The organism is Sphingobium sp. TomMM15, assembly GCF_055397045.1.
On record NZ_AP027314.1, the window covers coordinates 404,558 to 426,764 of the forward strand.

Here is a 22,207-nt window from a genome sequence, read left to right on the forward strand (position 1 = left end):
GATGCCCGCCCACACCGAACGCGGGTGTAGCTCAGTTGGTTAGAGCGCCGGCCTGTCACGCCGGAGGTCGCGGGTTCGAGCCCCGTCACTCGCGCCACTCTTTTTGAAGAGTGGATGGTCCTTAAGGGCCGGGATTTCACAATAATTTGATGAGCGTCATGCTAGCGGAAGCTGGCATCTCAGGTCTTTACGTGCGGTCTCGTCCCACGAAATCCCAGCCTGCGCTGGGATGACGAAGTGGGCGCTACTAACGACGGAGTTGGATGCCTTGGCCGCGCCGAAAATATGGCGCGTCAGCCGCGCCGCCAGCGGCCCGTTTCCATCCAGGCGAGCAGGCGCTTCAGCGGCAGAACCCAGATCCAGACGATGCCGAGGAAGACATAAACCGGCACCTGCACGATCATCGGCAGGCTGCCGATGAGCCCCGACAGGCTGCCGACGAGGACTGCCCAAAGCGTGATGAGCCCGACGATGGCGAGCATGCCGACGGGCTTGCGCCAGCTGGGTTCGTAGGGTGCAGGCTGGCGGTTCACGCGTCGGGTCCTTCGATCAATTCAACTTCGGTGAGGATGATGTGGAGCGGCAGGTCCCACGGGTCGGCGGGCAGGGCGTCTTGTTCCTGCACCGACCAGGCGAGGCCGATCCGCAGCGCATCGGGGTAGCGGGCGAAGGCGCGGTCATAATAGCCGCCGCCCTGGCCCAGCCGGTTCATCGCACGGTCGAAGCCGAGCAGCGGGGCGATGATGACGTCCGGCGCGACGGGCGGGCCGCTGGGTTCGGGATGGTGCGTGCCGTAGAGGCCGGGGTGAAGCTGATCCTCCGGCGTCCAGGCGAGGAATTCCATGCTGCCGAGCCGGTCGATGACGCGGGGGAGGGCGAGGGTCTTGCCCAGACTTGCGAGTTGCGGGGCGAGGCGCTGGGCGGGCGCTTCATCGTCCAGGCCCATGTAGAGCGCGACCGTCTGCGCATTATCCAGCCTGCGGGCGAGCGGCGAGGGGAGTGCCTTGAAGGCTAGCCTGTGCGCCAGCGGATCGAGCGATTGGACGAAGGCGCGGCGGTGTGTCCGGGCGAGGGTGCGCAGGGCGGTCTTGTCGAGGTCTTCGCTCATGGGGCCGCGTTTAGACCTGGAGGAGGGGGCTGGAAACCGGTTTCTCGACTGCGCTCGAAACGAACGGAGGAGAGAACGAGGAGGGTGACGGGACCGCCTTGGCCGTTTGCTGGAATATCCTCTGACGCCTCAACGTCAGGTGGGGACCATGTAGATCGGGCCTGGACCCGCCCAGGGACAGCCCCCTTGGATGTGATTATCGCCTCAGGGATGTTCGCTAAAGCTCGTACGAGGCAGTACCCGTCGTCCCTTATCTAGGCGTCCGGCGGCGGTGCGGCAAGCCTGTCGCTCAGCTTTTCTATCCGGGCAGCGAGCGCCTCGATCGCGCGGGCAGCCGCGTCATCGTCGTCATCGAGGGCCAGGCTCTGCTGACGGCCGATCGCTTCCCGCTTCAGGTCGTTAAGTTCGTCAGCCAGGAAGAGGGCGGCGAACAGCAGGGTGCGTACCTCAGTAAGGCCCGGCGTGTTCTGCTGCGCAAGGCGTGCCTTGCGTTCGATCAGGCTGGCGAGATGGGCAAGATGGGCTTCCTCACCATCGCGGCATCGGATTGCATAATGACGCCCGGCGATCTGAAGGTTCGTTTCAGCCACGCGAGTCCCCTTTAAGATCGGCGATCAGTTCATCGAGCGACCGGAGCGCCGCGCGCGCGGCGACGGGGTCCATGCCGGAGGAGGCGGAAGAGGCCGGACCCGCGACCGCGAGACCCTGCACATCCTGTTCCAGCCGACTTACCGCGCGCTCCAGTGCGCCGATAGCCTGCATCATGCGATCGCTTGCCATGACCCACGCATAAACAAAGTTTTCGCCTTGCAAAAGCCGTGATTGGACGGCTTGGCGCTCTCCACGGTCCTGCCACGGTTGACGCTTTGGGTGCAACGCGACAAAGGGGACCGGATTTCGATTCGTCGGCTCAGCAGGGGGCCGCTTAGTCAAGCAGGAAAGAAGCCAGCCTAGATGACCGTATCCGAAAAGTCGCTCGCCAGCGCCATCCGGGCGCTTTCCATGGACGCAGTGCAGGCGGCGAACAGCGGCCATCCGGGCATGCCGATGGGCATGGCGGACGTCGCGACGGTATTGTTCAAGGACTATATCAAGTTCGATCCGACCCAGCCCAAATGGGCCGACCGCGACCGTTTCGTATTGTCGGCGGGCCATGGATCGATGCTGATCTACTCGCTTCTGCACCTCACCGGCTATGCGCGCCCGACGATTGAGGACATCCGCAATTTCCGTCAGTTGGGCAGCCCCTGCGCCGGGCATCCCGAGAATTTCGAGCTGGCGGGCGTTGAGGCGACCACCGGGCCGCTGGGTTCGGGCCTGGCCACCGCAGTCGGCATGGCGATTGCTGAGCGGCACCTCAATGCGCAGTTCGGCGACGATCTGGTCGATCACCGCACCTGGGTGATCGCGGGCGACGGGTGCCTGATGGAAGGCATCAACCATGAGGCGATCGGCCTGGCAGGGCATCTGAACCTTGGCCGTCTGATCGTGCTATGGGACGATAACAAGATCACCATCGACGGTTCGGTCGACCTGTCGAGCAGCGAAGATGTGCGGGCGCGCTATGTCGCGACAGGATGGCATGTCGTGTCGTGCGACGGTCATGACGTTGCCGATGTGCGGCGCGCGATCGACGAGGCGCTGGCCGATCCGCGCCCGTCGTTGGTCGCTTGTGCCACCAAGATTGGCTATGGCGCGCCTAACAAGGCGGGTACTTCGGGCGTCCATGGTTCGGCGCTGGGCGTTGAGGAAGTTGCGGCGGCTCGCGAGTTTCTGGGCTGGACGGCCGAGCCCTTCATCATCCCTGACGATATTGCCGCCGAGTGGCGTCGCATTGGTTCGCAAGGTGCCGAAGTGCGCGCGGCCTGGGAAGGCCGTCTGGCTGACAATGGCCAGAAGGCGGAATTTGAGCGCCGGATGGCTGGCGAGCTGCCCGCCGACTTCTCGCTCAACAGCTATATCGACACGTTGATCGCCAATCCGCAGAAGGTCGCGACGCGCCGGGCAAGCGAGCTGGCGCTGGGCGCGATCAATGATCTGCTGCCCGAGACGTTGGGCGGTTCGGCGGATTTGACCGGGTCGAACAACACCAAGACCAAGTCGACGGGGCCGCTCACCAAGGATGATTATTCGGGCCGCTATGTTTATTACGGCATTCGCGAGTTCGGCATGGCCTGTGCGATGAACGGCATGGCGCTGCATGGCGGCGTCATTCCCTATGGCGGCACTTTCCTTGTCTTTTCCGACTATATGCGTGGCGGCATCCGTCTGGCCGCGCTTCAGGAGCAGCGCGTCATCCATGTGCTGACCCATGACTCGATTGGCCTTGGCGAGGATGGTCCGACCCACCAGCCGATCGAACATGTCATGTCGCTGCGCATGATCCCGAACCTGGACGTGTATCGCCCGGCTGACATCGTCGAGACGGCGGAATGCTGGGAACTGGCGCTGAAGGACGTGGATGGTCCGTCAGTGCTGGCGCTGACCCGTCAGAACCTGCCCCAGCTGCGCACCGAGAAGAGCGAGAATCTCTGCGCCAAGGGCGCCTATCGCCTGCGCGCGGCGAAGGCCGACCGTAAGGTCGTGCTGATTGCCACTGGTTCCGAGGTAGAGATTGCCGTCGCCACCGCCGAGCTGCTGGAGAGCCAAGGCATCGGCGCGGACGTGGTTTCCATGCCGAGCTGGGCGCATTTCGACGCGCAGCCGCAGGCGTATAAGGATGATCTCCTTCCGCACCATGTGCTGCGCTGCTCGATTGAGGCAGGGACGACATTCGGATGGGAACGCTATGTCGGCATCGCCGGCTTACGCTTCGGCATCGACACATTCGGCGCTTCGGCTCCGGCAGAAGCGCTTTACGACCATTTCGGCCTGACGGCCGCCAAGATCGCGCCGCAGGTTGCGGCCGCTCTCGATCATTGAGAACAACTACCAATCAGGAGGCTAGTGCAGTGGCAACGAAGGTCGCAATTAACGGTTTCGGACGTATCGGTCGGCTGGTGGCGCGCGCCATATTGTCGCGCACCGACCATGATCTGGAACTGGTCAGCATCAACGATCTGGGCGATGCCAAGGCAAACGCCCTGCTGTTCAAGCGGGACAGCGTTCATGGCAACTGGGCTGGCGACGTCAGCGTCGATGGCGATGCGCTGATCATCAACGGCAAGCGCATCGCGGTGACCGCCGAGCGCGATCCCGCCAAGCTGCCGCACGCGGCGCAGGGTGTCGAAATCGCCCTCGAATGCACCGGCATCTTCGCGTCCAAGGAAAAGGCGAGCGCTCATCTGACCGCTGGCGCCAAGCGTGTCATCATTTCCGCCCCCGCGACCGGCGTCGACAAGACCATCGTGTTCGGCGTGAACCACGACGCGCTGGGCGCTGACGATATCGTCATTTCGAACGCCAGCTGCACCACCAACTGCCTGGCGCCGCTCGCCAAGGTCCTGCACGACGCCATCGGCATCGAAAAGGGCTTCATGACGACGATCCACAGCTACACCAATGACCAGAACACTCTGGATCAGTTGCACAGCGACATGCGCCGCGCCCGCGCTGCCGCCCTGTCGATGATCCCGACCACCACCGGCGCCGCGCGCGCCGTGGGTGAAGTTCTGCCGGAGCTCAAGGGCAAGCTGGACGGTTCGTCGGTACGCGTGCCGACCCCGAACGTCTCGGTCGTAGACCTCAAGTTCATTGCCAAGCGCGGTACGACCAAGGACGAAGTTAACCAGCTGTTGAAGGCTGCTTCGCAAGCTGGTCCGCTGAAGGGCGTGCTCGGCTATTCCGACGAGCCGCTGGTGTCGATCGATTATAATGGCGACGCGCGTAGCTCGACTGTCGACAGTCTGGAAACCGCCGTTATCGACGGTAATCTGGTTCGCGTGCTCAGCTGGTACGACAATGAATGGGGTTTTTCGAACCGCATGATCGATACGACCGGCGTGGTCGCCGGGCTGCTGTAAGAGAAGCGGGGCGGGCCTTAAAAACCCGCCCTTTTTCGTGATTCCGGCGAACGCTGGGATCTTGTTTATCAAGTCCCTGCCTGGAGGCATGAGATCCCAGCTTTCGCTGGGATGACGGGTAGGGTGGCTGGGAGCATATTGGTGGCCAAGCCCTTCAAGACGCTGGACGATATGGGCGACATCCGCGGCAAGACCGTGCTGGTGCGCGAAGATTTGAACGTGCCGATGCAGGACGGATCGGTGAGCGACGACACGCGCTTGCGGGCGGCGATGCCGACGATCCTGGAGCTGGCGGATCGCGGTGCCAAGGTACTGATCCTGGCGCATTTCGGACGGCCCAAGGGGCAGAAGAACCCGGAATATTCGCTGTCGAAGATCACCCGGCCGCTGACGCAGGTGTTGGGGCGTGACGTGCAGTTCATTCCCGATTGCTGCGGCGAAGCGGCGGTCGATGGCATCGCGGTTATGCGTCCGGGTGACATTTCGATCCTGGAAAATACGCGTTTTCATCCCGGCGAGGAAAAGAATGATCCGGCGCTGGTCGATGCAATGGCCGCGATCGGCGATCTCTATGTGAACGACGCTTTCTCCGCCGCGCACCGGGCGCATGCCTCGACTGAGGGTCTTGCGCACAAGCTGCCTGCTTTTGCGGGCCGCTCGATGGAGAAGGAATTGGATGCGCTGCAGGCGGCGCTGGGCGAGCCGGTGAAGCCGGTCGCGGCGGTCGTCGGCGGGGCGAAGGTTTCGACCAAGCTTGATGTGCTGAACAACCTCGTCGCCAAGGTCGATCATCTGATCATCGGCGGCGGCATGGCCAACACCTTCCTCCACGCGCGCGGCGTCGATGTCGGCAAGTCGCTGTGCGAGAAGGATCTGGCGGAGACGGCCGAGGCGATCTTTGACAAGGCCGAGGCTGCGGGTTGCACCATTCACCTGCCCTATGATGTGGTGGTGGCGAAGGAATTTGCGGCTAATCCGCCGTCGCTGCGGACATGCAATGTGCATGAGGTCGCCGCCGACGAGATGATCCTGGACGTGGGGCCTGCCGCCGTCGAGGCGCTGGGCGACGCGCTCAAGAACTGCCGGACTTTGGTGTGGAACGGGCCGCTGGGCGCGTTCGAGATTGCGCCGTTCGACAAGGCGACGGTGGCACTGGCCAAGACGGCGGCGGCGCTGACCAAGGAAGGTGGCCTGATATCGGTGGCGGGCGGCGGCGATACCGTCGCGGCGCTCAACCATGCGGGCGTGGCGGGCGACTTTACGTTCGTGTCCACGGCAGGCGGCGCTTTCCTCGAATGGATGGAAGGCAAGGACCTGCCGGGCGTCAGCGCATTGATGGTGTGAACTTCGAAGGCCGCTGTCCAAAAAGGATGGCGGCCTTTTCCTCTTTCCGATGCCGCCGATGGGGCGGTGCAACCCTACAGAGAAAGTATGTGCAGATGCTGGATCAGGACATGATGAACAAGATTGCGGGCGGCAACGGCTTTATTGCCGCGCTCGACCAGAGCGGGGGATCGACGCCCAAGGCGCTCAAGGGCTATGGCATCGAAGAGGGTGCCTGGTCGAACGATGAGGAGATGTTCGGCCTCATCCACGACATGCGCAGCCGCATCATCACCTCGCCCTGCTTTAGCGGCGAAAAGGTGATCGGTGCTATCCTGTTCGAGCGGACGATGGATGGTCAGGCGGGCGGGAAGTCCGTGCCGCAGGCGCTGATCGAGCGTGGCGTCGTGCCTTTCATCAAGATCGACAAGGGCCTGGAAGACGAGGCGAACGGCGTTCAGATGATGAAGCCGATGCCGGAACTCGATGCGCTGCTGAAGCGGGCAAAGTCGCTCGGCGTGTTCGGGACCAAGGAGCGTTCGGTTATCAATCTCGCCAACCGCGAGGGCATTGCCGCGATCGTCAAACAGCAGTTCGAGGTAGGCGCGCAGGTTCTCGCCGCCGGCCTGATGCCGATGCTGGAGCCCGAGATCAACATCAAGAGCCCCGAACGCGCCGACGCCGACCAGATCCTGCTTGAGGAACTGCTCAAGGGCTTGGACGCGCTGCCGGAAGGCCAGAAGGTGATGCTGAAGCTGTCGCTCCCGGCAAAGGCTGGCCTGTTCGACGCGCTGGTCGACCATCCCAAGGTGCTGCGCGTCGTCGCGCTGTCGGGCGGCTTCTCGCGCGCCGAGGCTTGCGTCGAACTGGCGAAGAATCGCGGCATCATCGCCAGCTTCAGCCGCGCGCTGCTGAACGACCTGCGCCACCAGATGAGCGAGGATGAGTTCAACGCTTCGCTGGGTCAGGCGATCGACGAAATCTACACCGCTTCGACCAAGAAGGCGGCGTGATGTGAGATGAGGGCTGCTGGCGATATGTGCCGAGCAGCCGTCATTTGCCTGACGGGCTAAGGCTTCTTCATCCGATCATGTCCTTGAGCGCCAAGGCGTCGTGGATGGCGTCGGCATTGATGTCATTGTTGAAATAGGCCCAGACGGCGCGGCCCTGGTGAGCCTGATCCCTCATCCAACCCGCCCATTCGCGCAGATCATCTTCGGCATAGCGGCCCCAATATTTGCCTTGCCCGCCATGGAAGCGGACATAGGCGGCGCGGCCCGTCGCCATCCGGGGGCTGGATGATCCGGGCATGTCATGGACGCAGAAGCTGGCGCCATGCCGGTCGAGCAGGGCGTAAGTCGCGTCTTCATACCAGCTGCGGTGGCGGAACTCGAAGACGGGGACGACGTCGGCGGGTTGCAGCTTGAGGAAGCTTTCGAGCCGAGTGAGATTGAGGGTGAGGCTAGGCGGGAGCTGGTAGAGGATGGGACCCAGCGTTGGGCCGAAATGGCGGAAGGACGCCATCATCCGTTCCATCGGCTCCTCGCAGTGGGTGAGCTTCAGTGCCTGGGTGAGATAGCGGTTTGCCTTGACCGCATAGCAGAATCCGGGCGGGGCCTGGCCGCGCCAACCGTCGACGGTCTCCGGCTTGGGGAGGCGGTAGAAGCTGTTGTTGATCTCCACCGAGTCGAAATGGTCGGCGTAGAAGGCGAACCAGCGCTTCATCGCCAGTTTTTCCGGGTAGAAGGCGCCGCGCCAGTGGCGGTAGTTCCATCCTGAGCAGCCGATTCTGATCATGACAGGACAAGCCGCCGCGGCCGAACGAGGTTCCATTCTTTTCCTTGGGCGGCGAAACGCGCTAAGGGCTGCGCATGACCGATTTTACTGACGAAGAGCTGGCGCTCGATCCGCATTTTGCTGACCAGTTCGACAAGGGCTTCCGCCCGGCCTGCCAGCTTTACCTCATATCGCCGCCCGCGATCGACGAGGGTTTCGGGGCGCAGTTGGCCGAGGCTCTGGATGGCGGCAAGGTTGCGGCTTTCCAGTTGCGGCTGAAGGGCGTGGATGAGGACGCGATCGCCCTCGCGGCAGAGCCGTTGCAAAAGCTGTGCGCGGAGCGGGAGGTCGCCTTTATCATCAACGACAGTATAGCGCTGGCCAAGCGGCTGGGCGCGGATGGCGTGCATTTGGGGCAGGGGGACGGCGACCCGCGAGAGGCGCGCAAGATATTGGGGCCGAAGGTCCAGATCGGTGTCACTTGCCATGATAGCCGTCACCTTGCGATGGAAGCGGGCGAGGCCGGAGCGGACTATGTCGCGTTCGGCGCCTTTTATCCCACGACGACCAAGGAAACGCATCATCGGCCCGAGCCGTCGATCCTTGGCTGGTGGACGACCCTGTTCGAGCTGCCCTGCGTGGCGATCGGGGGGATTACGGCGGATAAGGCCGCGCCTCTGGTCGAGGCGGGTGCGGACTTTCTGGCGGTGAGCAGCGCGGTGTGGGCGCATCCGGACGGGCCGCGCGCGGGCGTTGCGGCATTTTCGGCTGTGCTGGGAGGGGCTTAGAGAAGCGTGGCTTTATGGATCAGCGCCACTTCCTGATGCCGTTCGCCCGAACGGACGTAGTGATTTAGATCGAACATATTGTGCTCTAAATAGGTCTCGCCGGATGCTAGTTAATGGCAGGAGGCAGCTTTCCTGAGCTTTGCGCGTTTCTCTCCCCGAACATCGGGAGAGTATCGCCTTGAAGACATATCTGCTCGCGCTCACGCTGCTCTGCTCGGCTTGCAAGGTTGCCGTCACCGACGCCAATGAAAGCGGGACAACGGTTCCCGGAGATCAGAAGGAGGCAGCGCACGGCGCGGCGGTTAAGCCGGTCGGCGATCCTTATGCCTTCTCCATAGTGCCCGAGCCGGGCGGTGCGCCTGCTCGCGCGGACTCGATCTTGCAGGCGCAGGTGGCGCTTGACCGGGCGGGATTTTCTCCTGGCGTGCTGGATGGGAAGGAGGGCATGTCCTTCACCGCCGCGCTGAAGGGATTTCAGGAGGCGAAGGGCTTACCGGAAACCGGCAAATATGATGAGGCGACTGCGAAGGCGTTGCTGGGGGACAAGCCGCCGACCGCTACATGGCTGGTGACGATCCCTGAGGGCTTTGCGCGTGGTCCGTTCACCGCGATCCCCAAGGAATATGCCGATCAGGCGAAGCTGCCTGCGCTGGGTTATCGCAATTTGATCGAGAAGCTGGCCGAGCGGTTCCATACCAAGCCCGAAGTGCTGGTGGCGTTGAATGCGCCCAATACAAAGCTTGGGCCGGGGGCTACGGTGCGAGTGCCAGCCGTGGGCAATCAGCCGGTGGCGCAGATTGAGGGCGATGAGCGCGGCTGGGGCAATACGCTAGCCAGCCTGGCGGTCGCCAAGGATCAGCCGCAGGCCGATCATATCGTGGTCGACAAGTCCGAAGGCGTGCTGCGCGTTTTTGACAAGGCCAACAAGCTGATCGCGCAATTCCCGGCGACCATGGGATCGGCACATGATCCGTTGCCGCTCGGCACCTGGGAGATCAAGGGGATCAGCCGTAATCCCGATTTCCATTATAATCCCGACCTGTTCTGGGATGCCGATGCGAAGGATGAGAAGGCGGTGTTGAAGCCGGGGCCTAATGGTCCGGTGGGCGTCGTTTGGATTGATCTGTCCAAGCGGCATTATGGTATTCATGGCACGCCTGAACCGCAGACCATCGGGCGCACCGAAAGCCATGGCTGCATCCGCCTGACCAACTGGGATGCGGCGCGGCTGGCGCAGATGGTGAAGAGCGGGGTGAAGGCGGTGTTCCAGGGATGAGGAGGCCGGGGCGGCGAGGATTTTTGGGCATCATAGTCGCCGTCCTGCTGCTGTTACTGTTCCTGAAAATGTGCGTACGGATCGTTCCGGGTGGCCCGGAAAGGACGGCTTTGCCGCCTGAGCGTCCGGCTGCGGCAGAGGCTGGGCCGCTGCTGATCCCGGTTGAGGGTGTGCCGCCGACTGCGCTGACCGACACTTTTACGCAGGCGAGGGCAGGCGGCGCGCGGCCGCATGATGCGATCGACATCATGGCGGCGCGGGGGCGGGCTGTGCTGGCGGCTTCGGATGGTCGTATCGAGAAGCTGTTCACGAGCGCGGATGGCGGGCTGACCATCTATGAGCGATCGCCTGACGGTCGGCGGATCTTTTATTATGCGCATCTGGATGGCTATGCCGCCGGATTGGCAGAGGGCCAGAGCGTGCGGCGGGGGCAGAAGATCGCCACCGTCGGCAGCACCGGCAATGCCGATCCGTCAGCGCCGCACCTCCATTTTGCCGTGAATGAGATCGCGCCGGGCGAGCCATGGTACGGGGGACGGGCGATCAATCCCTACCCCTTGCTCGCGCGGCCGATCCGATGAGCCTACTTGCCCTTCGCGGCGGCACGATGTAGAGGCGCGCCCAGCCTTTTAAACAGGCCGGCTCTTTTCACCTTCAGACATATAGGCAGGCTCTTCCCATGAAGATCAGTGGCGTCGAGATTCGTCCCGGCAACAATATCGAATATGACGGAAGCCTGTGGCGTGCCGTCAAGATCCAGCACACGCAACCCGGCAAGGGCGGCGCCTATATGCAGGTGGAACTCAAAAACCTGATCGACGGGCGCAAGAATAACGTCCGTTTCCGCTCGGCCGAGACGGTTGAGCGCATCCGGCTCGATACCAAGGATTTCCAGTATCTTTATGCCGAGGGCGACATGCTCGTCTTCATGGATACCGAGACCTATGAGCAGATCAACTTACCGCAGGATCTGGTGGGCGAGGCGTCTGCCTTCCTGCAGGATGGCATGATGGTCATGCTGGAAATGTATGAAGAGCGCCCGATTTCCGTGCAGCTGCCCGAAACGGTCGAGGCGACCGTGGTCGAGGCTGACGCCGTGGTGAAGGGGCAGACTGCTTCGGCGAGCTACAAGCCCGCGATCCTGGACAATGGCGTGCGCGTCATGGTGCCGCCGCATATCGTTACCGGAACACGCATCATCGTCGATGTGTATGAGCGGGAATATGTGAAGCGGGCGGAATGAACTGCTAATTGTTCCCTCTCTCCTTCAGGGGAGAGGGTGCCGAGCGCAGCGAAGGCGGGAGAGGGACCGCAGCTGAGCATATGTTGTTCCCCTCTCCCCGACCCTCTCCCCTGAAGGGGAGAGGGGGAGTATTGTTTATGGTATCCCATTCCGGCCTTCTCACCGTCATGGAACGCGCCGCGCGCAAGGCCGGCGCGAAGCTGCGCCGCGACTTTGGCGAAGTCGAACATCTGCAGGTGTCACGCAAGGGACCGGCCGACTTCGTGTCCAAGGCCGATCAGCAAGCCGAGCGCACTTTGGTCGAAGAGCTGCAAAAAGCACGGCCGGATTGGGGATTCCTGCTGGAAGAAGGCGGGGTGATCGAGGGTGATCCCAACAAGCCGCGCTGGATCATCGACCCGCTCGACGGCACCAGCAACTTCCTCCACGGTATCCCGCACTTCGCGATCTCCATCGCCGTCGAAGAGCCGCTTTATGGCGGCAACAAGCGGGAAGTGACGACCGGTCTTATCTACCAGCCGGCGACTGACGAAAGCTATTGGGCGGAAAAGAGCCGGGGCGCGTGGCGGCATGACCAGCGTTTGCGGGTATCGGCCCGCCGCGACCTGGGCGACTGCCTGATCGCGACCGGCATTCCCTTCATGGGCCATGGCGACATGGCGCAGTGGACTCGCATCTTTGGCGCGGTCGCGCCCTCCGTCGCGGGGATTCGTCGCTTCGGTGCGGCTTCGCTCGATTTGGCGCATGTGGCGTCCGGTCGTTATGACGGCTTCTGGGAAAGCGGGCTTCAGCCCTGGGACGTGGCGGCTGGATTGCTGCTGGTACGTGAGGCGGGCGGGTTCGCCACCGATTTCAGGGGCGGCGATCAGCCGATCGAGCGCCGCGAAGTGATCGCGGGCAATGATGCCATCCACAGCAAATTGCACAAGCTTGTAGCGGGTGCGCTGCGCTGAGGCAGGCATTTGTTTCTGCGTAAGAGAAGCAGACTGTTGCGAATCATTCTCACACCTCGGGGCCTTGCTTCGCTTATGCGGCAGGCCTAAAGCGCGCCCATAGTCATTTTCGCCCAGGGGATTCCGTTGGTCGATCTAGCCCAATATCTGCCGATCCTTATCTTTCTCGGGATCGCATTGCTGCTTTCCGGGGCATTCGTGTTCCTGCCGATGCTTGTCGGCCGCCTGACCGGCGCGCATCAGCCTGACCCGGCGAAGCTGTCGGAATATGAGTGCGGTTTTCCAGCGTTCGAAGAACCGCGCAGTCAGTTCGACGTGCGCTTCTACCTGGTCGCGATCCTCTTCATCATCTTCGATCTGGAAGCCGCCTTCCTCTATCCCTGGGCGGTCAGCCTGGATCAGATCGGCTGGGCCGGCTGGGCGACGATGATGATCTTCATAGCGGAGCTGGTGCTGGGCCTCGTTTATGCGTGGAAGAAGGGAGCCCTAGATTGGGAGTAGAACTGACCAGTCCCGCGCCCGGCACGATGTTGCCCGCGGGGACGCAGCCCGACCAGAATTTCTTCAACGCACTGAACAGTGAGGTCAGTGACAAGGGGTTCCTCGTCACGTCGACCGAAGAGCTGTTCCAATGGGCTCGCACGGGTTCGCTGTGGTGGATGACGTTCGGCCTTGCCTGTTGCGCGGTGGAGATGATCCACGTCAACATGCCGCGTTACGATATGGAGCGGTTCGGCGCTGCGCCGCGCGCATCGCCGCGCCAGTCGGACGTGATGATCGTCGCGGGAACGCTGTGTAACAAGATGGCTCCGGCGTTGCGCAAGGTTTACGACCAGATGTCCAATCCGAAATATGTGATTTCGATGGGCAGCTGCGCGAACGGCGGCGGCTATTATCATTACAGTTATTCGGTCGTGCGCGGCTGTGACCGGATCGTGCCGGTCGACATCTATGTGCCGGGCTGTCCGCCGACTGCCGAAGCGCTGCTTTATGGCGTGATGCAGTTGCAGCGGAAGATCCGCCGCATCGGGACGATTGAGCGCTGATATGGGTCATTCTGCACCGAAGATCGTGAACCCGGAAGGGCTCGCGGAGAAGATTGCCGGGCTGTTGGGTCCGATGCTGATCGAAGCGGTCGATCACGCGGATGAGCTGAGCTTCACCGTCGTGCGCGATCGGCTGGCCGAGGCGCTGGATGCGCTGCGCGTACAGGGCGAATATCAGCAGCTGATGGAGATTGCGGGCGTCGATTATCCGGAGCGGGCCGAGCGCTTCGAAGTCTGCTATCATCTGCTGTCCGTCACGCAGAACCATCGCATCCGCGTCAAGGTATCGACCGACGAGGATAAGCCGGTTCCTACCGTCACGCACATCTGGCCTGTTGCAGGCTGGCTGGAGCGTGAGGTGTTCGACATGTACGGCGTGATCTTCGAGGGCAATGCCGACCTGCGTCGCATCCTGACGGATTACGGGTTCAAGGGTCATCCGCTGCGCAAGGACTTCCCGCTGACCGGCTATGTCGAGATGTGGTATTCCGAGGAAGACAAGCGCGTCGTCTACAAGCCGGTGCAGCTGGCCCAGGATTTCCGCCAGTTCGATTTCATGAGCCCATGGGAAGGCGCGCAATATGTGCTGCCGGGTGATGAGAAGGCGCCGCAGGCTCCGGGTGCGCCCACGCCTGCCGCCGCTCCGCCGCCGCCCGCCGTAGCGCCCAAGGGCGCGCCTGCTGGCGAGACGCCCAAGATGACGGAAAAGAAGGCAGATACCGGCGCGGGCGAAGCTGCGAACACGGAAGCCGCCAAGGCGACCGATGAGAAGCCGCTTGCCGAAGACGCGCAGACGACGCCGGTGCGCCGATCCCGTGCTGCGAAGGCCGAAACCGGAGAAGCGGACACCGCCAAGCCGAAGCGCCCGCGCAAGCCGAAAACTCCCGCCAAGGATGAGGGGGGTGACGCCTGATGTCCACCTATCTCGAAGAACTCGACCATAAGACCAGTGCGGACGATCCGACGCTGGGCGATACCGAGATCCAGAATTACACGATCAACTTCGGTCCCCAGCATCCGGCAGCGCACGGCGTGCTTCGCCTGGTCATGGAACTGGACGGCGAAATCGTGGAGCGCTGCGATCCGCATGTCGGGCTGCTCCATCGCGGCACCGAGAAGCTGATCGAATATAAGACCTATCTTCAGGCTCTGCCCTATTTCGACCGGCTGGACTATTGCTCGCCGATGGGGATGGAGCACAGCTATGTGCTGGCGATCGAGAAGCTGCTGAACCTGGAAGTACCGCTGCGCGCGCAATATCTGCGTGTGTTCTTCGCGGAACTGACGCGGATCAAGAACCACATGCTGAACCTGGGTTCGCACGTCATGGACGTCGGCGCGATGACGCCGAACCTGTGGCTGTTCGAACTGCGCGAAGATTGCATGAATTTCTATGAGCGGGCTTCGGGCGCGCGTATGCATGCGGCCTATTTCCGGCCGGGCGGCGTCCATCAGGATGTGCCGCTGAAGCTGCTCACCGACATTGCCGATTGGCTGGACACGCGCCTGCCGCGCCTGTTCGAGGACGCGATTTCGCTGGTCGCGGACAACCGCATCTTCAAGCAGCGTAACGTCGATATTGCCGTGGTGAGCAAGGAAGACGCGCTGAAATGGGGCTTTTCCGGCCCGATGCTGCGCGGTTCGGGCATCCCCTGGGATTTGCGCAAGTCGCAGCCTTATGACGTTTATGACCGGATGGACTTCGATATTCCGGTCGGCACCAATTTCGACTGCTATGACCGTTTCATGGTCCGTGTCGAGGAAGTGCGCCAGTCGGCACGCATCATGAAGCAGTGCCTGAATGAGATGCCGGAAGGCCCTGTGATATCGTTTGATCGCAAGGTGGCGCCGCCGCGCCGGGGCGAGATGAAGCGCTCGATGGAAGCGCTGATCCACCACTTCAAGCTGTACACTGAGGGCTTCCATGTTCCGGCGGGCGAGGTCTATGTGGCGACCGAAAGCCCCAAGGGTGAGTTTGGCGTCTATCTGGTGAGCGACGGGACGAACTCGCCCTATCGCTGCAAGATCCGCCCGACGGCTTTCTCACACCTGCAGGCGATGGATTTCATGATGAAGGGCCACATGCTGGCCGACACCACCGCCGTCCTTGGCGCGATGGACATCGTGTTCGGAGAATGTGACCGCTAATGGCTGACGCAGTTCATATCCCTGACGAAGCGGAAACCCGTGCGCGCTGGGGCGCGTTTGCGTGGACCGCTGAAAATGCCGAGCAGGCGAAGAAGGTCATCGCGCGCTATCCTGCCGGTCGTCAGCAGTCGGCGGTGATGCCGCTGCTCGATCTCGCCCAGCGGCAGGTCGGTGCGGAGACACAGACCAATGGCTGGCTGCCGGTGCCGGTGATGGAATATATCGCCGATCAGCTGGAAATGCCGTACATGCGGGTTTACGAGGTCGCGACCTTCTACACCATGTACAATCTGGCTCCGGTCGGCCGCTATCATGTGCAGGTTTGCGGCACGACGCCCTGCATGTTGCGCGGTTCCGACGATGTGTTTTCGGCCTGCAAGAACAAGGGTCTGGTGAAAGGCGGGACGACGCCGGACGGGCTGTTCACGCTGAGCGAGGTCGAGTGTCTGGGTGCCTGTGCCAACGCGCCGATGGTGCAGATCAACGACGATAATTTCGAAGACCTGACCTATGACAGCATGAGCGCGATCCTTGACGATCTCGCCGCTGGCAAGCAGCCCAAGATCGGGCCGCAGATTGAGCGTCAGACGAGCTGCCCAGAGGGTGGCCCGACGACGCTCAAGGAAATGGTTTCGGAAAATCACGATTATCGGGGGAAGTGGGCGTAATGGCTTATCCCTGTTCCGTCACCCCAGCGGAAGCTGGGGTCTCCATCCTCAGCGCGCGCACGCCTGAGATGCCGGCTTTCGCTGGCATGACGAATGCTGGAGGCCGCGCATGAGCGACGTCATCGCACCCCTTGCCGACAAGGATCGTATCTTCACCAACGTCTATGGCTTCCAGGATTGGGGCATCGACGCGGCGATGAAGCGTGGCGACTGGGACAATACCAAGAAGCTGCTGGAGATCGGCCAGGACGAGATCATCGAGCGGATCAAGGCGTCCGGCCTGCGCGGTCGTGGCGGCGCCGGCTTCCCGACCGGCATGAAGTGGAGCTTCATGCCCAAGGAAAGCAAGGATGGCCGTCCGAGCTTCCTCGTCATTAATGCCGATGAATCAGAGCCGGGTTCGTGCAAGGACCGCGAGATCATCCGCCACGATCCGCACAAGCTGATCGAAGGCGCGCTGATCGCCGGCTTCGCGATGCGGGCGCGCGCGGCCTATATCTATATTCGCGGCGAGTTCATTTATGAGGCGAAGGTTCTCTTCGCCGCCGTTGAGCAGGCTTATGAAAAGGGCTTCCTCGGTAAGAACGCATGCGGTTCTGGTTATGATTTTGACGTCTTCGTCCATCGGGGCGCGGGCGCCTATATCTGTGGCGAGGAAACCGCGCAGATCGAAAGCCTGGAAGGTAAGAAGGGCCAGCCGCGTCTGAAGCCGCCTTTCCCGGCGGGGGCAGGCCTTTATGGCTGCCCGACGACGGTGAACAATGTGGAATCGATCGCGGTTTCGCCGACGATCCTGCGCCGTGGGTCCGAATGGTTTTCCAGCTTCGGCCGCGAAGGGAACAAGGGCACCAAGCTGTTCCAGATCAGCGGCCATGTGAACAAGCCCTGCGTCGTCGAAGAGTCGATGGGCATCAGCTTCAAGGAGCTGATCGACCGGCATTGCGGCGGCATTCGCGGTGGTTGGGACAATCTGCTTGCTGTGATTCCTGGCGGATCGTCGGTGCCGCTGGTGCCCGCCGCGCAGATCATGGACGCGCCGATGGACTTTGATGGCCTCAAGGCGGTGGGCTCCGGCCTTGGCACCGCTGCGGTCATCGTCATGGACAAGTCGACCGACATCGTCCGCGCGATCAGCCGTCTCTCCTACTTCTACAAGCATGAGAGCTGCGGTCAGTGCACGCCCTGCCGCGAAGGCACCGGCTGGATGTGGCGCGTGATGGAACGGCTGCGTTCAGGCGAAGCGGACATCGGCGAGATCGATATGCTCCAGCAAGTCACCAAGCAGGTCGAAGGCCACACTATCTGCGCGCTCGGTGACGCGGCGGCCTGGCCGATCCAGGGCTTGATCCGGCACTTCCGTCCCGAGATCGAGCGGCGGATCAATGAGAATAAGGGTGGCGCACCTGTGATGGAGGCGGCGGAGTAATCATGCCCAAGGTCAAAGTAGACGGCGTAGAACTCGAAGTTCCGGCGGGCGCGACGGTCCTGCAGGCGTGCGAGATGGCGGGGAAGGAAATCCCGCGTTTCTGCTATCATGAGCGCCTCTCCATCGCGGGCAATTGCCGCATGTGCCTGGTCGAGGTGAAGCCCGGGCCGCCCAAGCCGCAGGCCAGCTGCGCGCTGCCCGCTGCCGAAAATCAGGAAATCTTCACCCAGACCGAAATGGTGAAGAAGGCGCGGGAAGGGGTGATGGAGTTCCTCCTCATCAACCATCCGCTCGATTGCCCGATCTGCGACCAGGGAGGCGAGTGCGACCTTCAGGATCAGTCGGTCGCCTATGGCCGTGGCGGCAGCCGCTTTGATGAAAACAAGCGCGCGGTCACAGAGAAATATATGGGGCCGATCGTCAAGACGGTTATGACCCGTTGCATCCAGTGCACCCGCTGCGTGCGCTTTGCCGAGGAAGTCGCGGGGGTGCCGGAAATCGGCGCCATTTATCGCGGTGAGAATATGCAGATCACCACCTATCTCGAACATGCCGCCAAAAGCGAGCTGTCGGGCAATGTGGTCGATCTGTGCCCGGTGGGCGCGCTGACGTCCAAGCCCTATGCCTTTGAGGCGCGGCCTTGGGAGCTGCGCAAGACGCCCGCGATCGACGTGATGGATGCGGTCGGCACCAATATCCGTCTCGACAGTCGCGGCCGTCAGGTGCTGCGCGCCGTGCCGCGCATCAACGACGACGTGAACGAGGAGTGGGCGAGCGACAAGACCCGGCACAATGTCGATGGTCTGGTGCGCAAGCGGCTCGACAAGCCTTATGTCCGCAAGGATGGCAAGCTGGTTCCGGCGACTTGGGAAGAGGCTTTCTCGGCTATTGCGGCCGTGAAGCATGGTGGATCGGTCGCGGCGTTGGCGGGCGACCTGCTCGATTGCGAGACCATGTTTGCGGCCAAGTTGCTCGTCGAGAAGCTGGGCGGTTCGATGCTGGAAGGGCGTCAGACCGGCCTCGCCTATGACGTGTCGAGCCTGTCGGCGGTGAACTTCAACACGACGCTTAATGGCATTGAGACGGCGGACGTGATCCTGCTGGTCGGCACCAATTTGCGCTGGGAAGCGCCGCTGGTGAACACCCGCATTCGCAAGGCGATCAAGAGGGGGGCGAAGGTGTTTGCGCTCGGCCCGCAGGTCGATCTTACCTATAAGGTTGAGTGGCTGGGCAATGACGCGTCGTTGCTGGCAAAGCTGCCTGAAGCGGTAACGCAAGCGTTCGGCAAGGCGGCGCGTCCGGCGATGATCGTCGGCGGCGGCGTGCTGGGGAAGGACGGCGCGCATGGCGATACGCTGGCGCTGGTCGAGACGCTTGGCCTGATCAAGGACGGTTGGAACGGCTATAATGTCCTGCACTTCGCGGCGGCGCGCATGGGCGGGCTGATGCTCGGCTATGCGACGCAGGGCGGGGTCAAGGCTGTGGCTGCTGCCAAGCCAAAGCTGCTCTTCTCGCTGGGCGCGGACGAAGTCGATTATTCGGCCTTCCCGGACAGCTTCAAGGTCTATGTCGGCCACCATGGCGACAAGGGTGCGCATGCGGCGGACGTGATCCTGCCGGGCGCGAGCTATGCCGAGAAGGCGGGCACCTACGTCAATCTGGAAGGTCGGGTGCAGCGCGGCGAAAAGGCCGTGTTCGCACCGGGCGATGCGCGTGAGGACTGGTCGATCCTGCGCGCGCTGTCCGAGGTGCTGGGTGCTACGCTGCCATTCGACAGCTTCGATGCGCTGCGGGCGGAAATGGCCAAGGCGGTTCCGGCGCTGAGCGTCGAAGGCCTCGCCGATTATGGTTGGTCTGTACCGTCGCTGCCGACCGGAGCCAGCGGTGAGTTCGGTTCGCCGATCAAGGATTTCTATCTGACCAACGCCATCTGCCGCGCTAGTCCGACGATGCAGCAATGCTCGGCCGAGCTGATCCACGGTGAGAGCTTCGCGGAGGCCGCAGAGTGACCGCTTTCTTCCAAAATTGGGGGCTTCCCTTTAACGGCGCGTGGCTGCTGTCCACGGTCATCGGCATTTTGGTGATTGCCCTGCCGCTGATGCTGGCGGTGGCGATGATCATCTATGCCGACCGCAAGATCTGGGCGGCGATGGCGCTGCGTCGGGGGCCGAACGTTGTAGGTCCGTTCGGCCTGCTCCAGTCCTTTGCGGACGGGGCGAAGGTATTCCTGCAGGAAACCATCATTCCTTCGGCCGCCAACCGTGCGCTGTTCCTGATCGCGCCGATCATTACGTTCACAGTGGCCTTGATTGCCTGGGCGGTGATCCCGTTCCAGGCGGGCGTGGTGCTGGCGAACATCAATGTCGGTCTGCTCTATATTCTCGCGATCAGTTCGCTGGGCGTCTATGGCATCGTGTTGGCGGGTTGGGCGTCAAACTCCAAATATCCCTTCTACTCCGCGATCCGCGCGAGCGCGCAGATGATCAGCTATGAAGTGTCGATCGGCTTCATCCTGGTTTGCGTTGTGCTGTGGGCGGGCAGCTTCAACTTGACGACTATCGTGGAAAGCCAGCGCGGCTATTATGGCTTCATCAACGGCCATGCGTTCAATCCGCTGCTGTTCCCGATGGCGATCATGTTCCTGATATCGGCGATGGCGGAAACCGGTCGCGCGCCCTTCGACCTGACCGAAGCGGAAAGCGAGCTGGTTGCCGGTTATCAGACCGAATATTCGTCCATGTCGTTCGCGCTCTATTGGCTTGGCGAATATGCCAACGTGCTGTTGATGTGCGCGCTGAACGCAATCCTGTTCTGGGGTGGTTATCTGCCGCCGATCGATTGGGCGCCGCTTTACTATGTGCCCGGGATCATCTGGCTGTTCGCCAAGATACTGTTCTTCTTCTTCGTTTTCTCCTGGGTGAAGGCGACGGTGCCCCGTTATCGCTATGATCAGCTTATGCGGCTGGGCTGGAAAGTATTCCTGCCAACGTCGCTCTTCTTTGTCTTCCTGGTATCGGGCTTCCTGATGTTTACGCGCTACGGAGGCGCTCAATGAGCCTCGGCTATTATGTCAAATCCTTCACGCTCTGGGAGTTTGTGAAGGCGCACGCCCTGACCTTGAAATATTTCTTCAAGCCCAAGGCGACGATCAACTATCCCTATGAGAAGAACCCGATTTCGCCGCGGTTCCGGGGGGAGCATGCGCTGCGCCGTTATCCCAATGGCGAAGAGCGCTGCATCGCGTGCAAGCTGTGCGAGGCGGTGTGCCCGGCGCAGGCGATCACGATCGAGGCGCAGCCACGTGACGACGGCAGCCGCCGTACGACGCGCTACGACATTGATATGACGAAGTGCATCTATTGCGGCTTCTGTCAGGAAGCCTGCCCGGTGGATGCCATCGTAGAAGGTCCGAACTTCGAGTTTTCAACGGAAACTCGCGAGGAGCTCATCTACGACAAGGCGAAGCTTCTTGAAAATGGCGACAAATGGGAACGCGCACTCGCCGCGAACCTTGCCGCCGATGCACCCTATCGTTAAGCCGCGACCCGATCGAAGAGGATATATGATCCTGTGATTCACGTGCTTGCCTTTTACCTGTTCGCCACTTTGGTGGTGTGCAGCGGCGCGCTGACGATCCTGTCGCGCAATCCGGTTCATTCGGTGCTGTGGCTGATCCTCGCGTTCTTCAACGCGGCGGGCCTGATGGTGCTGCTGGGTGCCGAGTTCATCGCGATGCTCCTCATCATCGTCTATGTGGGAGCGGTCGCCGTGCTGTTCCTGTTCGTCGTCATGATGCTCGACATCGACTTTGCGGAATTGCGGGCGGGGTTCGTCGATTATCTGCCCTTTGGCATGCTGGTCGCGCTGGTGCTGCTGGCTGAGATTGTGTTGGGTATTGGCATCTGGAGCGCGGGGCCGATTGAGCTGGCGCAGCGCGCGGCACCGGTGAACCCTGAGGTTTCCAATATCCAGGCGATCGGGACGCTGCTCTACACGCGCTATATCTTCCTGTTCGAAGCGGCGGGCATCGTCCTGCTGGTGGCGATGATCGGCGCGATCGTGCTGACCCATCGTGCACGCGGCGGCGTAAAGGGCCAGAATATTGCCCGTCAGAACCGCCGCCGTCCGCAGGATGCCGTGCGCAACGTCAATCAGCCCGTGGGGCAGGGGGTGGAGTTGTGATCGGCCTTCAGCATTATATGGTGGTCAGCGCGATCCTGTTCGTGATGGGGGTGCTGGGCATCTTCATCAACCGTAAGAATGTCATCATCATCCTGATGGCGATCGAGCTGATCCTGCTGAGCGTGAACATCAACCTTGTCGCCTTCAGCGCCTTCCTGGGTGATCTGGTGGGGCAGGTGTTCAGCATGTTCGTGCTGACTGTCGCGGCGGGTGAGGCGGCCATCGGCCTTGCCATCCTCGTCATCTATTTCCGTGGTCGCGGCACCATTGCCGTCGATGATGTCAACCGGATGAAGGGCTAAAGCTCG

Annotated in this window: 25 protein-coding genes, 1 tRNA gene and 1 other RNA gene; 21 read left to right on the plus strand and 6 right to left on the minus strand. The window is 62.0% G+C overall.

The window, feature by feature from the left end; genetic code table 11:
• Positions 1–20 precede the first annotated feature (20 nt).
• Positions 21–97: transfer RNA gene (locus ACZ51H_RS02195), tRNA-Asp, on the plus strand.
• 196 nt (positions 98–293) lie between these two features.
• On the opposite strand, the gene ACZ51H_RS02200 is transcribed toward ACZ51H_RS02195, so the two are convergent.
• The 5 genes from ACZ51H_RS02200 to ACZ51H_RS02220 all read right to left on the minus strand — a co-directional run bounded on the left by ACZ51H_RS02200 (position 294) and on the right by ACZ51H_RS02220 (position 1,888).
• Complete coding sequence (locus tag ACZ51H_RS02200; protein ID WP_464772577.1) at positions 294–482, minus strand: DUF2842 domain-containing protein; 189 nt, start codon at positions 480–482, stop codon at positions 294–296.
• Between the two features lie 47 nt (positions 483–529).
• Complete coding sequence (locus tag ACZ51H_RS02205; RefSeq protein ID WP_464772034.1) at positions 530–1,108, minus strand: 5-formyltetrahydrofolate cyclo-ligase; 579 nt, start codon at positions 1,106–1,108, stop codon at positions 530–532.
• A gap of 86 nt (positions 1,109–1,194) precedes the next feature.
• Positions 1,195–1,351: non-coding RNA, 6S RNA (gene ssrS / locus ACZ51H_RS02210), on the minus strand.
• An 11-nt stretch (positions 1,352–1,362) separates the two neighbouring features.
• Positions 1,363–1,698, minus strand: coding sequence for a cell division protein ZapA (locus ACZ51H_RS02215; protein ID WP_449471534.1), 336 nt, complete (start codon positions 1,696–1,698; stop codon positions 1,363–1,365).
• Entirely contained in the window at positions 1,691–1,888 is a 198-nt protein-coding gene (locus ACZ51H_RS02220; RefSeq protein WP_460987686.1) for a hypothetical protein, read from the minus strand. Before ACZ51H_RS02220 ends, ACZ51H_RS02215 begins: the two co-directional genes overlap by 8 nt.
• Positions 1,889–2,062: 174 nt before the next feature.
• On the opposite strand from ACZ51H_RS02220, the gene tkt reads away from it, so the two are divergent.
• The 4 genes from tkt to ACZ51H_RS02240 all read left to right on the plus strand — a co-directional run bounded on the left by tkt (position 2,063) and on the right by ACZ51H_RS02240 (position 7,406).
• On the plus strand, positions 2,063–4,030 hold the full coding sequence (gene tkt, locus ACZ51H_RS02225) for a transketolase (RefSeq protein WP_464802311.1): 1,968 nt from the start codon (positions 2,063–2,065) through the stop codon (positions 4,028–4,030).
• Between the two features lie 29 nt (positions 4,031–4,059).
• Positions 4,060–5,070 carry a type I glyceraldehyde-3-phosphate dehydrogenase gene (gene gap, locus ACZ51H_RS02230; RefSeq protein WP_464802312.1) on the plus strand — a complete coding sequence of 337 codons (1,011 nt, stop codon included), beginning with the start codon at positions 4,060–4,062 and terminating at the stop codon, positions 5,068–5,070.
• 111 nt (positions 5,071–5,181) lie between these two features.
• Complete coding sequence (locus tag ACZ51H_RS02235; RefSeq protein ID WP_464802313.1) at positions 5,182–6,414, plus strand: phosphoglycerate kinase; 1,233 nt, start codon at positions 5,182–5,184, stop codon at positions 6,412–6,414.
• 95 nt (positions 6,415–6,509) lie between these two features.
• Positions 6,510–7,406 carry a fructose bisphosphate aldolase gene (locus tag ACZ51H_RS02240; RefSeq protein WP_464802830.1) on the plus strand — a complete coding sequence of 299 codons (897 nt, stop codon included), beginning with the start codon at positions 6,510–6,512 and terminating at the stop codon, positions 7,404–7,406.
• Between the two features lie 67 nt (positions 7,407–7,473).
• Here the strand turns inward: ACZ51H_RS02240 and ACZ51H_RS02245 are convergent, their stop codons facing one another.
• Entirely contained in the window at positions 7,474–8,226 is a 753-nt protein-coding gene (locus tag ACZ51H_RS02245) for a DUF72 domain-containing protein (protein WP_464802314.1), read from the minus strand.
• A gap of 38 nt (positions 8,227–8,264) precedes the next feature.
• Between ACZ51H_RS02245 and thiE the strand changes: the two genes are divergently transcribed.
• The 16 genes from thiE to nuoK all read left to right on the plus strand — a co-directional run bounded on the left by thiE (position 8,265) and on the right by nuoK (position 22,201).
• The gene (thiE, locus tag ACZ51H_RS02250) at positions 8,265–8,957 is read left to right on the plus strand and encodes a thiamine phosphate synthase (RefSeq protein WP_464802315.1); all 693 of its coding nucleotides are present in this window, start codon (positions 8,265–8,267) and stop codon (positions 8,955–8,957) included.
• Positions 8,958–9,135: 178 nt separating this feature from the next.
• Entirely contained in the window at positions 9,136–10,233 is a 1,098-nt protein-coding gene (locus ACZ51H_RS02255) for a L,D-transpeptidase family protein (protein ID WP_464802316.1), read from the plus strand.
• Positions 10,230–10,814: a M23 family metallopeptidase gene (locus ACZ51H_RS02260; protein WP_460987693.1), complete on the plus strand. Its 585-nt coding sequence runs from the start codon at positions 10,230–10,232 to the stop codon at positions 10,812–10,814. Before ACZ51H_RS02255 ends, ACZ51H_RS02260 begins: the two co-directional genes overlap by 4 nt.
• A 98-nt stretch (positions 10,815–10,912) precedes the next feature.
• Positions 10,913–11,476 (plus strand): elongation factor P, encoded by a 564-nt coding sequence (gene efp / locus ACZ51H_RS02265; RefSeq protein ID WP_449471547.1) that lies wholly within the window; start codon positions 10,913–10,915, stop codon positions 11,474–11,476.
• Positions 11,477–11,613: 137 nt separating this feature from the next.
• Positions 11,614–12,429: an inositol monophosphatase family protein gene (locus ACZ51H_RS02270; protein ID WP_460987694.1), complete on the plus strand. Its 816-nt coding sequence runs from the start codon at positions 11,614–11,616 to the stop codon at positions 12,427–12,429.
• Positions 12,430–12,555: 126 nt separating this feature from the next.
• Entirely contained in the window at positions 12,556–12,930 is a 375-nt protein-coding gene (locus ACZ51H_RS02275) for an NADH-quinone oxidoreductase subunit A (RefSeq protein ID WP_097091191.1), read from the plus strand.
• Complete coding sequence (locus tag ACZ51H_RS02280) at positions 12,921–13,475, plus strand: NuoB/complex I 20 kDa subunit family protein (protein ID WP_380800685.1); 555 nt, start codon at positions 12,921–12,923, stop codon at positions 13,473–13,475. The genes ACZ51H_RS02275 and ACZ51H_RS02280 overlap by 10 nt, the downstream gene beginning before the upstream one ends.
• A gap of 1 nt (position 13,476) precedes the next feature.
• On the plus strand, positions 13,477–14,388 hold the full coding sequence (locus ACZ51H_RS02285; RefSeq protein WP_460987695.1) for an NADH-quinone oxidoreductase subunit C: 912 nt from the start codon (positions 13,477–13,479) through the stop codon (positions 14,386–14,388).
• On the plus strand, positions 14,388–15,623 hold the full coding sequence (locus tag ACZ51H_RS02290) for an NADH-quinone oxidoreductase subunit D (protein WP_449471551.1): 1,236 nt from the start codon (positions 14,388–14,390) through the stop codon (positions 15,621–15,623). Before ACZ51H_RS02285 ends, ACZ51H_RS02290 begins: the two co-directional genes overlap by 1 nt.
• Positions 15,623–16,291: an NADH-quinone oxidoreductase subunit NuoE gene (gene nuoE / locus ACZ51H_RS02295; protein ID WP_464794497.1), complete on the plus strand. Its 669-nt coding sequence runs from the start codon at positions 15,623–15,625 to the stop codon at positions 16,289–16,291. Before ACZ51H_RS02290 ends, nuoE begins: the two co-directional genes overlap by 1 nt.
• Before the next feature lie 109 nt (positions 16,292–16,400).
• Positions 16,401–17,717 (plus strand): NADH-quinone oxidoreductase subunit NuoF, encoded by a 1,317-nt coding sequence (gene nuoF, locus ACZ51H_RS02300; protein WP_464802317.1) that lies wholly within the window; start codon positions 16,401–16,403, stop codon positions 17,715–17,717.
• A 2-nt stretch (positions 17,718–17,719) separates the two neighbouring features.
• Complete coding sequence (nuoG, locus tag ACZ51H_RS02305) at positions 17,720–19,726, plus strand: NADH-quinone oxidoreductase subunit NuoG (protein ID WP_464802318.1); 2,007 nt, start codon at positions 17,720–17,722, stop codon at positions 19,724–19,726.
• Positions 19,723–20,772: an NADH-quinone oxidoreductase subunit NuoH gene (gene nuoH, locus ACZ51H_RS02310; RefSeq protein WP_464772045.1), complete on the plus strand. Its 1,050-nt coding sequence runs from the start codon at positions 19,723–19,725 to the stop codon at positions 20,770–20,772. Before nuoG ends, nuoH begins: the two co-directional genes overlap by 4 nt.
• Entirely contained in the window at positions 20,769–21,254 is a 486-nt protein-coding gene (gene nuoI, locus ACZ51H_RS02315; RefSeq protein ID WP_097091199.1) for an NADH-quinone oxidoreductase subunit NuoI, read from the plus strand. The genes nuoH and nuoI overlap by 4 nt, the downstream gene beginning before the upstream one ends.
• 33 nt (positions 21,255–21,287) lie before the next feature.
• Complete coding sequence (locus ACZ51H_RS02320; protein ID WP_464772046.1) at positions 21,288–21,899, plus strand: NADH-quinone oxidoreductase subunit J; 612 nt, start codon at positions 21,288–21,290, stop codon at positions 21,897–21,899.
• Between the two features lie 17 nt (positions 21,900–21,916).
• Positions 21,917–22,201 (plus strand): NADH-quinone oxidoreductase subunit NuoK, encoded by a 285-nt coding sequence (gene nuoK, locus ACZ51H_RS02325; RefSeq protein ID WP_019053664.1) that lies wholly within the window; start codon positions 21,917–21,919, stop codon positions 22,199–22,201.
• The last annotated feature ends 6 nt before the right edge of the window (positions 22,202–22,207 follow it).

What these genes read in the sequence shown, in the direction of transcription:
- nuoG (WP_464802318.1), top strand. Translation starts at nt 17,720, where the DNA reads ATGCCCAAGGTCAAAGTAGACGGCGTAGAACTCGAAGTTCCGGCGGGC.
- ACZ51H_RS02245 (WP_464802314.1), bottom strand. Translation starts at nt 8,226, where the DNA reads ATGGAACCTCGTTCGGCCGCGGCGGCTTGTCCTGTCATGATCAGAATC.
- ACZ51H_RS02290 (WP_449471551.1), top strand. Translation starts at nt 14,388, where the DNA reads ATGTCCACCTATCTCGAAGAACTCGACCATAAGACCAGTGCGGACGAT.
- thiE (WP_464802315.1), top strand. Translation starts at nt 8,265, where the DNA reads ATGACCGATTTTACTGACGAAGAGCTGGCGCTCGATCCGCATTTTGCT.
- nuoK (WP_019053664.1), top strand. Translation starts at nt 21,917, where the DNA reads ATGGTGGTCAGCGCGATCCTGTTCGTGATGGGGGTGCTGGGCATCTTC.
- ACZ51H_RS02270 (WP_460987694.1), top strand. Translation starts at nt 11,614, where the DNA reads ATGGTATCCCATTCCGGCCTTCTCACCGTCATGGAACGCGCCGCGCGC.
- ACZ51H_RS02200 (WP_464772577.1), bottom strand. Translation starts at nt 482, where the DNA reads ATGCTCGCCATCGTCGGGCTCATCACGCTTTGGGCAGTCCTCGTCGGC.
- ACZ51H_RS02205 (WP_464772034.1), bottom strand. Translation starts at nt 1,108, where the DNA reads ATGAGCGAAGACCTCGACAAGACCGCCCTGCGCACCCTCGCCCGGACA.
- nuoI (WP_097091199.1), top strand. Translation starts at nt 20,769, where the DNA reads ATGAGCCTCGGCTATTATGTCAAATCCTTCACGCTCTGGGAGTTTGTG.
- nuoF (WP_464802317.1), top strand. Translation starts at nt 16,401, where the DNA reads ATGAGCGACGTCATCGCACCCCTTGCCGACAAGGATCGTATCTTCACC.
- tkt (WP_464802311.1), top strand. Translation starts at nt 2,063, where the DNA reads ATGACCGTATCCGAAAAGTCGCTCGCCAGCGCCATCCGGGCGCTTTCC.
- nuoE (WP_464794497.1), top strand. Translation starts at nt 15,623, where the DNA reads ATGGCTGACGCAGTTCATATCCCTGACGAAGCGGAAACCCGTGCGCGC.
- ACZ51H_RS02285 (WP_460987695.1), top strand. Translation starts at nt 13,477, where the DNA reads ATGGGTCATTCTGCACCGAAGATCGTGAACCCGGAAGGGCTCGCGGAG.
- ACZ51H_RS02240 (WP_464802830.1), top strand. Translation starts at nt 6,510, where the DNA reads ATGCTGGATCAGGACATGATGAACAAGATTGCGGGCGGCAACGGCTTT.
- ACZ51H_RS02260 (WP_460987693.1), top strand. Translation starts at nt 10,230, where the DNA reads ATGAGGAGGCCGGGGCGGCGAGGATTTTTGGGCATCATAGTCGCCGTC.
- efp (WP_449471547.1), top strand. Translation starts at nt 10,913, where the DNA reads ATGAAGATCAGTGGCGTCGAGATTCGTCCCGGCAACAATATCGAATAT.
- ACZ51H_RS02220 (WP_460987686.1), bottom strand. Translation starts at nt 1,888, where the DNA reads ATGGCAAGCGATCGCATGATGCAGGCTATCGGCGCACTGGAGCGCGCG.
- ACZ51H_RS02235 (WP_464802313.1), top strand. Translation starts at nt 5,182, where the DNA reads ATGACGGGTAGGGTGGCTGGGAGCATATTGGTGGCCAAGCCCTTCAAG.